At 59.9% G+C, this 13,310-nt stretch carries 13 protein-coding genes; 4 read left to right on the plus strand and 9 right to left on the minus strand.

Translation table 11 applies throughout. The features are described from left to right. Positions 1 to 5 precede the first annotated feature (5 nt). Positions 6 to 1,532 (minus strand): exopolyphosphatase, encoded by a 1,527-nt coding sequence (ppx, locus tag C7H10_RS07795; RefSeq protein ID WP_106694412.1) that lies wholly within the window; start codon positions 1,530 to 1,532, stop codon positions 6 to 8. 285 nt (positions 1,533 to 1,817) lie between these two features. Between ppx and trxA the strand changes: the two genes are divergently transcribed. Then, positions 1,818 to 2,144, plus strand: coding sequence for a thioredoxin TrxA (gene trxA / locus C7H10_RS07800; RefSeq protein WP_011784020.1), 327 nt, complete (start codon positions 1,818 to 1,820; stop codon positions 2,142 to 2,144). A gap of 94 nt (positions 2,145 to 2,238) precedes the next feature. Here the strand turns inward: trxA and C7H10_RS07805 are convergent, their stop codons facing one another. The 4 genes from C7H10_RS07805 to moaB are packed head-to-tail and all read right to left on the minus strand — an operon-like array spanning position 2,239 to position 4,749. Continuing rightward, positions 2,239 to 2,685, minus strand: coding sequence for a molybdenum cofactor biosynthesis protein MoaE (locus tag C7H10_RS07805; RefSeq protein ID WP_106694413.1), 447 nt, complete (start codon positions 2,683 to 2,685; stop codon positions 2,239 to 2,241). A gap of 1 nt (position 2,686) precedes the next feature. Next, on the minus strand, positions 2,687 to 2,947 hold the full coding sequence (gene moaD / locus C7H10_RS07810; protein WP_106694414.1) for a molybdopterin converting factor subunit 1: 261 nt from the start codon (positions 2,945 to 2,947) through the stop codon (positions 2,687 to 2,689). Positions 2,948 to 2,949: 2 nt separating this feature from the next. Beyond that, the gene (locus C7H10_RS07815; RefSeq protein WP_106694415.1) at positions 2,950 to 4,164 is read right to left on the minus strand and encodes a molybdopterin molybdotransferase MoeA; all 1,215 of its coding nucleotides are present in this window, start codon (positions 4,162 to 4,164) and stop codon (positions 2,950 to 2,952) included. A gap of 12 nt (positions 4,165 to 4,176) precedes the next feature. Continuing rightward, positions 4,177 to 4,749, minus strand: a complete 573-nt coding sequence (gene moaB / locus C7H10_RS07820; RefSeq protein ID WP_106694416.1) for a molybdenum cofactor biosynthesis protein B — start codon at positions 4,747 to 4,749, stop codon at positions 4,177 to 4,179. A gap of 364 nt (positions 4,750 to 5,113) precedes the next feature. Here moaB and rho point away from each other — a divergent pair, with 364 nt between their 5' ends. The 3 genes from rho (at position 5,114) to C7H10_RS07835 (ending at position 9,092) form a co-directional block, all read left to right on the plus strand. Further along, positions 5,114 to 6,376, plus strand: coding sequence for a transcription termination factor Rho (rho, locus tag C7H10_RS07825; RefSeq protein WP_058091947.1), 1,263 nt, complete (start codon positions 5,114 to 5,116; stop codon positions 6,374 to 6,376). Between the two features lie 222 nt (positions 6,377 to 6,598). Further along, positions 6,599 to 8,086, plus strand: a complete 1,488-nt coding sequence (gene ubiD / locus C7H10_RS07830; RefSeq protein ID WP_106694417.1) for a 4-hydroxy-3-polyprenylbenzoate decarboxylase — start codon at positions 6,599 to 6,601, stop codon at positions 8,084 to 8,086. 13 nt (positions 8,087 to 8,099) lie between these two features. Beyond that, complete coding sequence (locus tag C7H10_RS07835) at positions 8,100 to 9,092, plus strand: 2Fe-2S iron-sulfur cluster-binding protein (protein WP_106694418.1); 993 nt, start codon at positions 8,100 to 8,102, stop codon at positions 9,090 to 9,092. A 61-nt stretch (positions 9,093 to 9,153) separates the two neighbouring features. On the opposite strand, the gene C7H10_RS07840 is transcribed toward C7H10_RS07835, so the two are convergent. The 4 genes from C7H10_RS07840 to hemC are packed head-to-tail and all read right to left on the minus strand — an operon-like array spanning position 9,154 to position 13,252. Further along, the gene (locus tag C7H10_RS07840; RefSeq protein WP_106694419.1) at positions 9,154 to 10,395 is read right to left on the minus strand and encodes a heme biosynthesis HemY N-terminal domain-containing protein; all 1,242 of its coding nucleotides are present in this window, start codon (positions 10,393 to 10,395) and stop codon (positions 9,154 to 9,156) included. Continuing rightward, positions 10,392 to 11,504 carry a uroporphyrinogen-III C-methyltransferase gene (locus tag C7H10_RS07845; RefSeq protein ID WP_106694420.1) on the minus strand — a complete coding sequence of 371 codons (1,113 nt, stop codon included), beginning with the start codon at positions 11,502 to 11,504 and terminating at the stop codon, positions 10,392 to 10,394. The genes C7H10_RS07840 and C7H10_RS07845 overlap by 4 nt, the downstream gene beginning before the upstream one ends. Next, positions 11,491 to 12,330 carry a uroporphyrinogen-III synthase gene (locus tag C7H10_RS07850; protein WP_106694421.1) on the minus strand — a complete coding sequence of 280 codons (840 nt, stop codon included), beginning with the start codon at positions 12,328 to 12,330 and terminating at the stop codon, positions 11,491 to 11,493. Before C7H10_RS07850 ends, C7H10_RS07845 begins: the two co-directional genes overlap by 14 nt. Continuing rightward, positions 12,311 to 13,252, minus strand: coding sequence for a hydroxymethylbilane synthase (gene hemC, locus C7H10_RS07855; protein ID WP_061332518.1), 942 nt, complete (start codon positions 13,250 to 13,252; stop codon positions 12,311 to 12,313). The genes C7H10_RS07850 and hemC overlap by 20 nt, the downstream gene beginning before the upstream one ends. Between the last annotated feature and the right edge of the window lie 58 nt (positions 13,253 to 13,310).

Below are 13,310 nucleotides of genomic sequence, written 5' to 3' on the forward strand. Positions count from 1 at the left end.
CTGGTTTACCGGGTGCCGATTTCCAGGGTGAAATCCTGTTTGGACAGGTAATCCCGCTCGTTCTCCAGGTCTGCCAGGGTCAGTGGCCGGTTATCCAGCCAGCCTTCCGGAAACTCCACCACCAGCTTGTTTTCATGGCCATGGAGGACGAATTCGGGAGGCTGCTCCAGATTCCTGGGGTGTTGAATCAATACGGCCAGCCGCAGCAAAACGCACAGGTACCGCAGGCGCGGTTTGTCTTCTGGCTCTATGCCCTCGAACACCGTGGCGGAGAATTTCCGTCGATGGCCACGCACCAGGGTGGCCAGATCTTTCTGGAACTGCTGGGTAAAACCGGGCAAGTCGGAATAACGCAGCAGATATGCGCCGTGTTTGTGGTACTGGCTGTGGGAGATGGTCAGGCCAATCTCGTGCAGCCGGCAGGCCCAGCGCAGTACATCCTCGTCTGCTGACGTATGCAGGCCCCATTGGTCGGCCACTTGCTGCCAGGCAGCGATAGCCGTTTGCTCAACGGCAGCGCCGTGAGCCTGGTCCACATGGTAGCGCTCCTGCAGCGCGGCAATGGTGCGCTCCCGCACATCCTCGTGCTGGATACGGCCTACAATGTCGTACAGCAGCCCCTCCCGGAGAGCGCCATCGGCGAAGGTCATCGCTTGAATATCCAGCGATCGGAACGCGGCCAGCAGGATGGCAAACCCAGCCGGGAAGATGCTTTGCCGGTCCTGGCGCACGCCCAGGTCTGCCAGCTTTTCGACCCTGCCCATGTCTACCAGCCGTTTGCGCAGTTCTTCCATGGCCTCTCGGGTGAGGGTGCCATCGGTGATCTTCAGGTTGGCCAGCACGCTGCAGATCGCCTTGATGGATCCGGAGGAGCCGACGGCACTTTGCCAGCCAACCGAGCGGTAGTGCTGGCGGATGTTCAGGAGCTCCTGTTCAGCGTGGGTGATCGCCTTGTCCATCTGCCGCCGGGTAATCTTGCCGTCCGGGAAATAGCGATTGCGAAACGACACGCAACCCATGTGCAGGCTTTCCAGCTCCTGGGGCTCAAATCGCTGGCCGATGATGAATTCGGTGCTGCCGCCGCCAATATCGATGACCAGTCGTTTGCCTTCGTCATCGGCCAGGGTGTGGGAAACGCCAAGGTAGATCAGACGGGCTTCTTCCCGCCCCGCGATGATCTCTACCGGGTAACCGAGGACCTCTTCCGCCCGGGCAATAAACTCGGGGGCGTTGCGGGCCACCCTCAAGGCGTTGGTACCGACAATCTGAACGCCCTCGGCAGGCATGCCCTGCAGGCGCTGGGCAAACCGGCTGAGACATTCCAGGGCCCTTTGTTGGGCTTCTTCCGTCAGCCGGTTATAGGGGTCAAGCCCGGCGCCCAACTGGACCTTCTCGCCCATCTTCTCGACGGTACGAATTTCACCATGGACCAGACGGGCCACGACCATATGAAAACTGTTGGAGCCCATATCAATGGCTGCCAGCATATCCGGGGAGGGGGCGGTGTTCTCGGCAGGGGATGCGGCCGTCACGTGGGTTGGCGTCCTGTATGGTGTGAACTTGTCGATACAATGGCCGTACTATAAAAGAAAGCGCGGTGCGCTGTCAGTAACGGTCTGCGGTGAATACGGATGCCGATCGTTGCCGGTGGAAACAGATCTCGCTTCACATTGAGGCCGGCAATCGCGTAAAGTATTCGTCTAACGAAATCCGGGCAGGCGACATTCCGATGACGGTTTGTACAGCCTGCTACAGTCAACAGCGACTCCGACGCGGCTGCGTTACAGGCCCCGGAGCGCCTGAATCAGGAAAAGGTAATGAGCGGAAATATCGTTAATGTCACCGACGCTTCTTTCGAACAGGACGTACTGAAGTCCGACGTCCCGGTACTGGTTGACTACTGGGCTGAGTGGTGCGGCCCGTGCAAGATGATTGCCCCGGTTCTGGAAGAAATCGCCGACGAATACGACGGCAAGCTCAAGGTCTGCAAACTCAACATCGACGAGAATGAGCAGACCCCGCCCAAGTTCAACATCCGTGGCATCCCGACCCTCATGCTGTTCAAGAACGGCAATGTGGACGCCACCAAAGTTGGCGCTTTGTCCAAGTCACAACTCGCCGCCTTCCTCGACAGCAACCTCTGAGCCGCTGTTGAAGAAAGCCGCCCCTGAACATGGTTCACGGGCGGTTTTTTTATGCCTCAATCACCCTCACTGGCCGCCAGTCGCAAGGTGAGCTTTATTTCCAGGCCTTGGAGCGGTCCAGGTCCGAGTCTTTTTGCTCAACCCAGTGTTCGGTGTCTCCGGTGATTTCCTTTTTCCAGAACGGGGCTGACGTTTTCAGGGCGTCCATGATGAATTCGCAGGCTGCAAACGCATCCCCCCGGTGAGCACTGCACACCCCGACAAACACGATCTGATCCGACAGCGCCAGCCGCCCGACCCGATGAATCACCCTCGCCTTGCGTACATCCCAGCGCTGGGAGGCGGAGTCAATCAATCCCTGAAGCACCTGTTCCGTCATGCCCGGATAATGCTCCAGGAACAGTCCAGTCACCCCGGACAGGTCCCCGGAGTCCCGCACCAGCCCGGAAAAGGTCGCCACCGCACCAGTGCCGGAACCGGAGGCGCGCAGCGCCTCGTATTCCGCGCCGACATCGAAATCTTCCGTCTGGATAGAGATCATTTCAACCTCCGGTCACCGGTGGAAAGAAGGCCACTTCATCGCCCGGCATGACCGGCGTTGAAGGTTTGGCCATGGCCTGGTTGACGGCCGCCATGACCGGCTGCTCGCCCTGCAGCTGGGCCCAGGGGCCGCCCCGGGCGGCCAGTTCCGACAACAGGCCCCCAACGGTTTGGCCCGGGGTTGTCGGCAACTCAAGGCTCTCGGTATCAAGCTCCTCGCGAAGCCGTGCGAAAAAGCGAACAGTCAGGTTCTGGTCAGTCATGATCAGCTCATCAGTTCAGGGTATGAGTAATACATCACCGGGTCACCAACATTGATGGTGCTGTTTTCCGGCACCACCGCCAGGCCGGAGCTCCAGCAAGCGGCACTCAGCACGCCGGAGCTCTGGTTCGGGGCAGCGGACACGGAAGCGGTGGCCCCATTGCCTGTCTTGCGGGCGCGCACAAACTCCCGGCGGATGGATGGTGAATGGGTGGTGAAGCCTGCAGGCAGGCATTCCCCGATCGGCAGCGCGTCGGGTCGTCCCTGGCGTTTGCGAATGTAGGGCATCACGATGACCATAAAGGAAATCAACACAGAGGCCGGGTTGCCGGGCAGCCCAAGCACCGGCGTGTCGTCAATGCTGCCGAACGCCAGTGGTTTGCCAGGCTTGATGGCCATCCGCCACAAAGACAGCCGGCCGGACTCCTCGAGCACCGCGCGCACGTGGTCTTCTTCGCCCACCGAGACGCCGCCACTGGTGATGATCAGGTCGGCTTTTCTTGCCGCCTCTTGCAGCGCTTGTCGGGTGCCGTCGCGAGTATCCCGAACGGTCTCGCAGAGGATAGCCTCACATCCCGCCTGTGCCAGCATCCCGAGCAGGGTGTAGCGATTACTGTTGTAAATCTGGCCGGGGGCAAGCGGCTCGCCGGGTTGCACCAGTTCATCACCGGTGCTCAGGATGGCCACCCGCAACCGGTCCAGTACTGGCACCTGTGCGATGCCCATTGATGCCAGTAAGCCCATTTCCTGGGGGCGAATAAGGGTGCCCCGGGGCAATGCCAGTTCCCCCTGGGTCAGGTCCTGACCGCGACGACGAATGTTCTGCCCGGCGCTGACTTCGGCCACGATGAGGATGTTGTCATCGGTACGTTCCACCCGCTCCTGCATCACCACCGCAGTCGCGCCCTCCGGAATCTCTGAACCGGTGAAGATTCGCACCGCGGTACCGGGCTCCAGTGGTTTGGGGGCTGTGCCCGCCGGCACCCGGTCAGAGACCACCAGCGCCCGCCCGGGGGCGACATCTGAGTGGTGCACCGCATAGCCATCTACGGCACTGTTGTCGGCAGGGGGGACATCCGCCGGCACATACTGGTTTTCCGCCAGAATCCGCCCCAGGCATTCACTGAGTGGCACCGCCTGGGATTGCGTCACCGCGGTGGCGCGGCCCAATATGTAGTTGAGCGCGTCGTCAACAGAGATCAGGTCAGAGCCTGCCATGGTACCTCCCGGTTATTTTTCTGCGCGGTTGCCAATCACTTCCTGGAGCCGACCGAAGGCGCGCTCTGGCTTGCGCATGACCAGTCCGGAATAGTTGCAGGGGCCGTGCCGGCTGTCCAGCTGGTCTTTCAGAATGCCTTCCCAGCCAGTCCTGCAGGCACCAGTTGAGCCCGGCAGGCAGAAAATAACGGTGTTGTTGGCCATGCCACCGAATGATCGTGACTGAATCGTGGAAGAGCGGATCTCCAGTGCCGATAACCGGCGAAATTCCTCGCCAAAACCCTCAATGACCTTGTCCAGCAGAGGCTTGACCGCTTCCGGTGTGCTGTCTCGTTCGTGAAAGCCGGTGCCGCCGGTGATAATGACAGCCTGAACGTCCTGGTCCGCAACCCATTGTGAAATAATAGCGCGTATCAGGTAAACGTCGTCCGGAAGAATTCGGCGAGACACCAGACGATGTCCGGCCCCGACAACGCTGTCTTCGAGGAACTGCCCGGAAGTGTCCTGTTCGAAACCCCGTGTGTCAGATACGGTCAAAATGGCAATATTCAGAGGTTTGAGTTCATTCGTAAGCTCAGTGCTCATGGCTTGGCTCCGCTCTACTGCATTCGAGATGCGTTCATCAATAGTAGTGTCAGTATCCGTGTACGGGCCGCAGATGGGAAGGGAGTAACCCATCAGAGGGAGGCGTGCCGGTGGCGGAAGATCATGAAACTGACTTAATTTTGGGCAGAGGTCTTGACAGACGCCTTCAAGGTGGTCGATTATGCGGCTTGCCCGGCGAACGGTTGTTCCCACTCTCTGGCTTCAGCAAACAAATCCGGCTTCCATCTGCACCGGTTGCTCCATCTAGCCAGCACCATGTTTCAGCTTTTTTGATCAATGCGTTCAGGGGCACCCCTGTCATTCCAACAGTCGTTTACTTCCATTCCTGACAATCCTACAAATTATGAATCTTACTGAACTCAAGCAGAAATCTGTGCCCGAATTGCTCGATATCGCGCAAGAAATGGGCCTGGACAACCTGGCTCGCTCGCGCAAACAGGATGTTATCTTCACCATCCTGAAGAAACACGCCAAGAGCGGCGAAGACATCTACGGCGACGGCGTACTGGAAATTCTGCAGGACGGTTTCGGCTTCCTTCGCTCCGGCGACGCCTCCTACCTGGCCGGCCCGGACGATATCTATGTCTCCCCCAGCCAGATTCGCCGTTTTAATCTGCGTACCGGCGATACCGTCTCCGGTAAAATCCGTCCTCCCAAGGATGGTGAGCGTTACTTCGCCCTGCTGAAAGTTAACGAGATTAACTTCGACAAGCCGGACAACGCCCGCAACAAGATTCTGTTTGAAAACCTGACCCCGTTGTTCCCCCAGGAGCGATTGACCCTGGAAGTGGGCAACGGCAGTACCGAAGACCTTTCGTCTCGGGTACTCGACCTGGTAGCCCCGATCGGTAAAGGCCAGCGTGGCCTGATTGTGTCCCCGCCCAAGGCCGGTAAAACGCTGCTGATGCAGGGCATTGCCCAGTCCATCGCCCGCAACAACCCGGAATGTCACCTGATGGTGCTGCTGATTGACGAGCGCCCGGAAGAAGTGACTGAAATGCAGCGCACCGTGCGCGGCGAGGTTGTAGCCTCCACCTTCGATGAGCCGCCGGCCCGTCACGTGCAGGTAGCGGAAATGGTGATCGAAAAGGCCAAGCGCCTGGTCGAGCACAAGAAAGATGTCATCATCCTGCTGGACTCCATCACCCGCCTGGCCCGCGCCTACAATACGGTGATTCCGTCTTCCGGCAAGGTGCTCACCGGTGGTGTTGACGCCCATGCCCTGGAAAAGCCCAAACGCTTCTTCGGTGCGGCCCGGAATGTGGAAGAGGGCGGCAGCCTGACCATCCTGGCGACCGCGCTGGTGGATACCGGTTCCAAGATGGACGAGGTTATCTACGAGGAGTTCAAGGGCACCGGTAACATGGAAGTGCACCTGGACCGCAAGATTGCCGAGAAACGTGTCTACCCGGCCATCAACATCCGTCGTTCCGGCACCCGCCGTGAAGACCTGCTGATGAGCGAGGCAGACATCCAGCGCGTGTGGATTCTGCGCAAGCTGCTGCACTCCATGGACGACGACACCGGTGCACTGGAATTCCTGCTAGACAAGCTGCGTGACACCAAGACCAACGACGAGTTCTTCCAGTCCATGAAACGTCGTTGATGTTGATGTCTATGCGCGGCTGACCCAGGGGCGCCCCCCCCAAAGTCCAAAGAACAAGGCCGGAAGAGGGTGTCAAAACCATCAGGAAAACCACCGTTTTCCGTTTTGACACCCTTTTCCGGCCTTGTTCAAACTCCGAACAAAAAAATCAAAAGGCGAAATACAGGGCAGTCCGGTTAAGCCCGAACTCCGTAGTACCGTAGACCAGAAACGGAGCACACCATGAAATACAACGACCTGAGAGACTTCATCAGCCAGCTGGAAAAACTGGGCGAGCTGAAACGCATCAGCGTAGAAGTCGACCCCCACCTGGAAATGACCGAAATCTGCGACCGCACACTGCGGGCCGGTGGGCCGGCGTTGTTGTTTGAAAACCCGAAAGGCTACGACATGCCCGTGTTGGCCAACCTGTTTGGCACTCCCAAACGGGTGGCGCTGGGGATGGGGCAGGAAGACGTGGCGGCATTGCGGGAGGTTGGCAAACTGCTGGCGTTCCTGAAAGAGCCGGATCCCCCCAAGGGCTTCAGGGATGCCATCGAAAAACTGCCGATCTTCAAACAGGTGATGCGCATGAGCCCGAAAGTGCTCCGCTCGGCGCCCTGCCAGGACGTAGTGATCGACAAGGACCAGGTCGACCTGTACCAGATTCCGGTACAGCACTGCTGGCCCGGTGACGCCGGCCCGTTGGTAACCTGGCCGCTGGTAATCACCCGTGGGCCCAATAAAGAGCGCCAGAACCTGGGAATCTATCGGCAGCAGGTGATTGGTCGCAACCGGTTAATCATGCGCTGGCTCAGCCATCGGGGTGGGGCGTTGGACTACCAGGAATTCCGCCGGGCCAACCCGGACAAACCCTATCCGGTGGCGGTGGCCCTGGGCGCGGACCCGGCGACCATTCTCGGCGCTGTTACCCCGGTGCCGGATTCGTTGTCCGAGTACGCCTTCGCCGGGTTGTTACGGGGTGCCCGTACCGAGCTGGTAAAGGCTGGCCTGAGTGACTTGCAGGTGCCGGCCAGCGCCGAGATCGTGCTGGAAGGGTTTATCTACCCGGACGACATGGCTCCGGAGGGCCCCTTCGGCGACCATACCGGTTATTACAACGAGGTGGACCATTTCCCGGTGTTCACCGTGGAGCGAATCACGCACCGCCGAGACCCGATTTACCACAGCACCTACACCGGTCGCCCGCCCGATGAGCCGGCGGTGCTCGGGGTGGCGTTGAACGAAGTGTTTATTCCGATCCTGCAGAAGCAGTTTCCGGAGATTGTGGATTTCTACCTGCCGCCGGAAGGCTGCTCCTATCGGCTGGCCATCGTTACCATGAAAAAACAGTACCCGGGCCATGCCAAACGGGTGATGATGGGCGTATGGTCGTTCCTGCGGCAGTTTATGTACACCAAGTTCGTGATTGTCACCGATGACGATGTGAATGCCCGTAGCTGGGAAGATGTGATCTGGGCCATGACCACCCGGATGGACCCGGTTCGGGACACCACGATGGTGGAGAATACACCGATCGACTATCTCGACTTCGCCTCGCCGGTGTCCGGCCTGGGTTCAAAAATGGGCCTGGACGCCACCAACAAATGGCCCGGTGAAACCGATCGGGAGTGGGGCACCGCGATCACCATGACCGATGAGGTCAAGCGGCGGGTGGACGACCTGTGGGACAGCCTCGGCATTGAAATTCCCGCCGCTCGCCCCGATTGACAGGAGCAGCCGGATGCATCGGATTCGGCTTCAGCCATCCGGCCTGAGTTTTCAGGTGGCAGGCGATACGGACTTGCTGCTGGCCGCTGCTGAATCCGGTATTCAGGTGCCGGCCGCCTGCCGAAATGGCGTATGTGAAATCTGTGAGGCCCGGCTGGTGTCCGGTCAGGCCCTGAATACCCGTAATCAGAAACTCATCACGGTTGGTGAGCGTTTAATGATGTGTCGAACTCTGGCGCTGACTGACCTGAAACTGGAGATACCCGCCGTTATGGCATCAGGAAATCATCAACCCCGGCAATACCCGGCGAAAGTGGTGGATGTGCGCTCCATCAGTCACGATGTGTATCGGGTTGAATTGCAGTTGCCGAAGCGCCGCGAGGTGTCTTTTCACGCCGGCCAGTACCTGTCGGTGAATCTTCCAGGTGCCGAGCCCTGCTATTTTTCGATTGCCAGCAGTCCATCTGCCGGCAATATCGAGTTGCACATCCAGGCCTCGCCAGACTGGGTGTCTGCCCAGAAGGTGATTGATGCCCTGACCTCCGGGCAGGATGTTACCGTGGAGTTGCCTCACGGCAAGGCGTGCCTGGCTGCCGCGCCGGACAAACCGGTGCTGATGGTGGCGGCAGGCACCGGTTTTGCCCAGATGAAAAGCCTGTGCGAATTCCTGCAGGAAACCCGTTTCCAGCACCCGGTCAAATTGTACTGGGGGGTGCGCAAGCACGAGGATATGTACCTGCGGTCGCTGGCCCAGCAATGGCATGACGACTGGTCACCGTTCAGCTTCTTCCCGGTAGTGGGTGACGACGAGGACAACGACTGGGGTGGCCATCACGATCAGTTGGTGGGTGCCGTGCTGGCATCCGGGGCAGACTGGCAAAATGTGGAAGTGCATGCCAGTGGCTCGCCAGCAATGGTCTACACCCTGATGGATGCGCTGATGGCTGAAGGGTTACCAAAGCAGGCGTTCTTTTCGGATGTGTTGGAATACGCTCCGCGGGATTGAACACCGCCATGGTGAACCAAAAAGGCCGGATGGTAATCATCCGGCCTTTTTGGTTCCAGTGTCAGGCCCTTGGCATGGGCAGGTCTGGCAGGCTGTTATCGCTTTCCAGGCCCTGCATCAGCAGCTTGATACTGGCCTCTTCTTCACCCATGTGAGCATTCAGCCGGCTTAACTCGGCCAGGGTTTCCCGGCTCCGGCGCAGGTGCAGACTGGTCTGGAAATACTCTTTTGCCTTGCCCCAGAGCTCGTTACGCAGGCTGAGGCGGCCCAGGGCCAGTAGCAGCTCCGCATTGTTGGGCCGGTCTTTCAGCCACTGTTCGGCAATCAGCAGTTGCTCTTCGGGCTGGTTGCCCTTTACCCGCCCATACAGGTTGATGAGCTCGTCGCTCCAGTGGTTTCTCAGCACTTTGCGCAACAGGGTTTCCGCCTGGGCCTCGTCACCCAGCCTGGCCAGCAGGCTGGCGTAATCCCGGATGGTGTATTCGTCCCGGCGCACAAAGCCGGGCAGTTCGTCCCATAACCGGGTCAGCGGTTCCAGAGACGCCGCCGGGTTGTCTTTGCGCAGCTTCTGGGTGTCTTCTGCGGCCCTTTCCAGCAGGTTATGCCATACCTGCCGTTCCAGCTCGTCCAGCTCTTTGCCGGGCAATACATCCCGCTTGCGAAGCTCCGGTATCAACCGGGACAGCTCACGCCAGTCTTCCAGGCGCAGGTAGGTGTTCTTCAGCAGCTTCAGCACAAACGGGTGATGGGGCGACTCCTTGCGAAGGCGCAGCAGGGTCGCCAGGGCCTGTTCCAGCCGGTTGCCCGCCAGTTGCAGCTGGGCCTGGGTCAGCCCCACCGCCATATTTGAGCCGGGGGTGCTGTCATAGGCTTTGCGAAGCAGCTCGTCCACCGCTTCGTGGTCACCGGTTTCAAAGGCCGCCTGGGCGGCAGCAAGGTAGTTGATCAGCGGTGTGTCGGCTTTGTCAGCGGAAGTGGCCAGCAGCTTGCGGGCCCGCGGCCAGTTGCCCTCGGCCAGTGCCAGTAGACCCTGGGTGGTGCGGCGCCGGGCCCGGCGTTCGTTGCCCCGGGATACCCAGCCGGCCACCATCCCGGTGCCCTGGCGCAGGTGCCTGAAGGTATTGATCAGAGAAACCGCCAATACCACTAGCAGGATTATCAGCCCGAGGCCCACCCAGAAATTGGTTTCGATCAGGTAATGGCCCAGGCTGATGCGAATATAGCCAAGATCATAGGTCAGCCCCAGGGATAATGCGGTGCCGACCAGCAGCGCGACCAGCAGGAGCAGCAGAAGCCGGATCATGAGCCATTGCCCCCGCGTTCGGTTTCGGAGGCGTCACCATTACGGGTCGCCAGCCGACCGGCCAGCCGCTCTTTCAGCAAGCCGAGAGACTGGCTGATATCCGGCAGGGTGGGGTCCACATTGCGGTCTGCCAGTTCCGTCAGCGTATCCGCCAATCCCTGGATGGCCGGATTGGTGGCGTCGTACCAGTCATTGACGGTGGTGATGGCCTTGTTCAGGGCCCGTTCATACAAAGGCTGGTTGCCCCGAAGCACGGCCATCTCCGCCTCTTCCAGCATCAACTGAAGGTTAAGGCGAGCCCAGGCGCTCTGGTCCGGCGACAACAGGGGTTTGACCGGTTCGTCCAGGCGACGGACCACGACCACCTGCTTGAGGGTATCGAGGAAACGATTCCAGCCCCGCACAAACATATTGCGGCCATCGGTCGGGGCATTCGGGTCTTCGGTCATCTGGAAGCCGGGGGCCTGATCGTGAATCAGGGCCAGGTCGGTCAGGTCGTGAATGCTGGCAATGGCCGCTTCCAGTTTCAGGTACAGTCCGGTGCGGTCGACGCCCTGGATGCCCCGCAGTGACAGAATTTCCCGGGCCAGCTGCTGGCGAACCGGGTAAACCCCGATGTCATCGGATTCCCGCAGAACCTCATCCGCGGATTCCAGGGCAGACAGGGCGCCCCGGATATCTTTCTCAATCAACAGGCGCTGGTTGGCGATGCGCAGCAGGTATTCTGCCTCGGCCAGCAGCCAGTCGGTACGGGTACGATTCCCGGCCTCAAGCAGTTCCCGGGCGTTGTGGTCAATCTGTCGCTGCTGGGTGGCGATCAGCTCGCGCTGCGCTGAAAGGTTATTTTCCAGTGACTGAAGGCGCTGGCTCTGCTCGCTGCCACGGCTGCCATAACGGTCTTCCAGTTGTGCCGTATCCTGGCGCAACTCCTGGATCAACAGCATGGTGGTTTTTTGGGTTTGCCATTGTTGCCAGTTCCAGAACGCGAGGGCCAGGGCAATAATCAGCGCCAGCATGGCAATCAGCCATACCGGCCACAGGCGCACGCGGGCGGAATTGGCAGGGTTTACCGGAGCGGGCAGTTGCTTTGTTGTTTCAGTCACGGGCATCCTTACTTGGTTTACCGTTGTTACCGGCCTCCTGCATCAGCCAGGAAGCCACGCTGGTCACCAGATCCTGGTCAGCCAGGCCGTCCGGAACCAGCACACTCCTGAAGCCGGCCTTGCGGGCCAGCTCCGAGACTCGTTCCGCTGGAACCACCACCAGCGCATTGTTCAGGGTCGGCAGGAACGCGCTGCCGGCCTCTACCAGATTGTTCAGGGTTTCACCGGAAAGCGCAATAATCACCTCCGGCCGGAACCCAGCAAAATTGTCTTTTAGGTCGTTGGCAGCATAGTACGGCCGGAAGCGTCGGTACAGGGGCAGAACCGTTACACGGGCTCCCCGTTGCTCCAGGGTCTGCCGGATCAGTTCTCGGCCGTCTTCTCCCCGCGCCAGTAGCACTTTTTCGTGGTTTAGATCCTTCAAACCCGGCAGGGCCAGCAGAGCTTCACTGGTCCAGCCATTGTCTGGCTTGTTCGGGCTAAGACCATGCTGGGCGAACACCGCGGCGGTGCCGGCACCCACGCCATACCACTGAATGCCCATCGGCACCTGAGGCCACCAGTGATCGATCTCATCAAGCAGCAAGCTGGCTGCGTAGGGGCTGACGGCAATGATGTGAGCGAAGTGGTCGAGATTCTGAAGGGTTGACCGGCGCTCTGGTGTTTCCGGCAGCGGTTCCCGGACTACCAGGGGCATCCGGCGAACCTCGGCGCCGGCGGCCTGAAAAGCCTGTGCCAGGCGGCTGGCTTCGGGTTCTGGCCGGCAAATCAGTATGCGCCGGCCCTGCAAGGGCAGGGCCTGGCTATTCCGATCAGCTTGGGGTGTGGCCATAGATCTCAGCCAGTACCTTGTCAGCACCCATAGCCAGCAGTTGCTCAGCCAGTTCACGGCCCAGGCGTTCGCCTTCGGCACGGGGCGCGCGGCCTTCTACCCGAAAAATCTCGGTGCCGTCGACAGCACCCACCAGCCCGCGCAGCCACAATGTGTTGTCGTCTTCCAGCAGGGCATAGGCGGCAATGGGAACCTGGCAACCCCCTTCGAGGCGCCGGTTCAGGGCCCTTTCCGCTTTCACCCGGTCAGAAGTATCGTCGTGATTCAGTGGTGCCAGCAATGCCCGCAGCTCGCTGTCATCAAGGCGGCATTCAATACCCAGCGCGCCCTGGCCAACGGCCGGAAGCGAGACAGTATCCGGCATGCAGTAGCGTATCCGGTCGTGGAAGCCCAGGCGCTTGAGGCCGGAGCTGGCCAGAACAATGGCGTCGTATTCGCCGGCATCCAGCTTGGCCAATCGGGTGTTGACGTTGCCTCGCAGCATCTTGATTTCCAGGTCCGGGCGGTTGGCCCTGAGCTGGGTTTCGCGGCGCAGACTTGAGGTGCCAACCACGGCACCCTGGGGCAGTTGGTCCAGATGATCGTACTGATTGCTGATAAACGCATCGGTCGGGTCTTCCCGCTCACAGATAGCCACCAGGCCAAGGCCCTCCGGGAATTCCATGGGCACGTCTTTCATGGAATGCACCGCAAGGTCGGCCCGGCCGTCCAGCATGGCTTCTTCCAGCTCCTTCACAAACAGCCCCTTGCCACCAATCTTGGCCAGGGGCACGTCCAGAATCTTGTCGCCCTGGGTTTTGATCTTCACCAGCTCCACGGTGATGTGATCGTGCAGCCTTTCCAGTTCGGATTTGATGAATTCCGCCTGCCACAACGCCAGGGCGCTGCTGCGGGTTGCAATGCGAAGGGTTCGTGTTGACATGGCACTCACAGTCGTAGGAAAAAATGTGCCCCAAGGTTACCTTGTGGCAGTGAAAAAG

Source organism: Marinobacter shengliensis (assembly GCF_003007715.1).
Classification (GTDB): Bacteria; Pseudomonadota; Gammaproteobacteria; order Pseudomonadales; family Oleiphilaceae; genus Marinobacter; species Marinobacter shengliensis.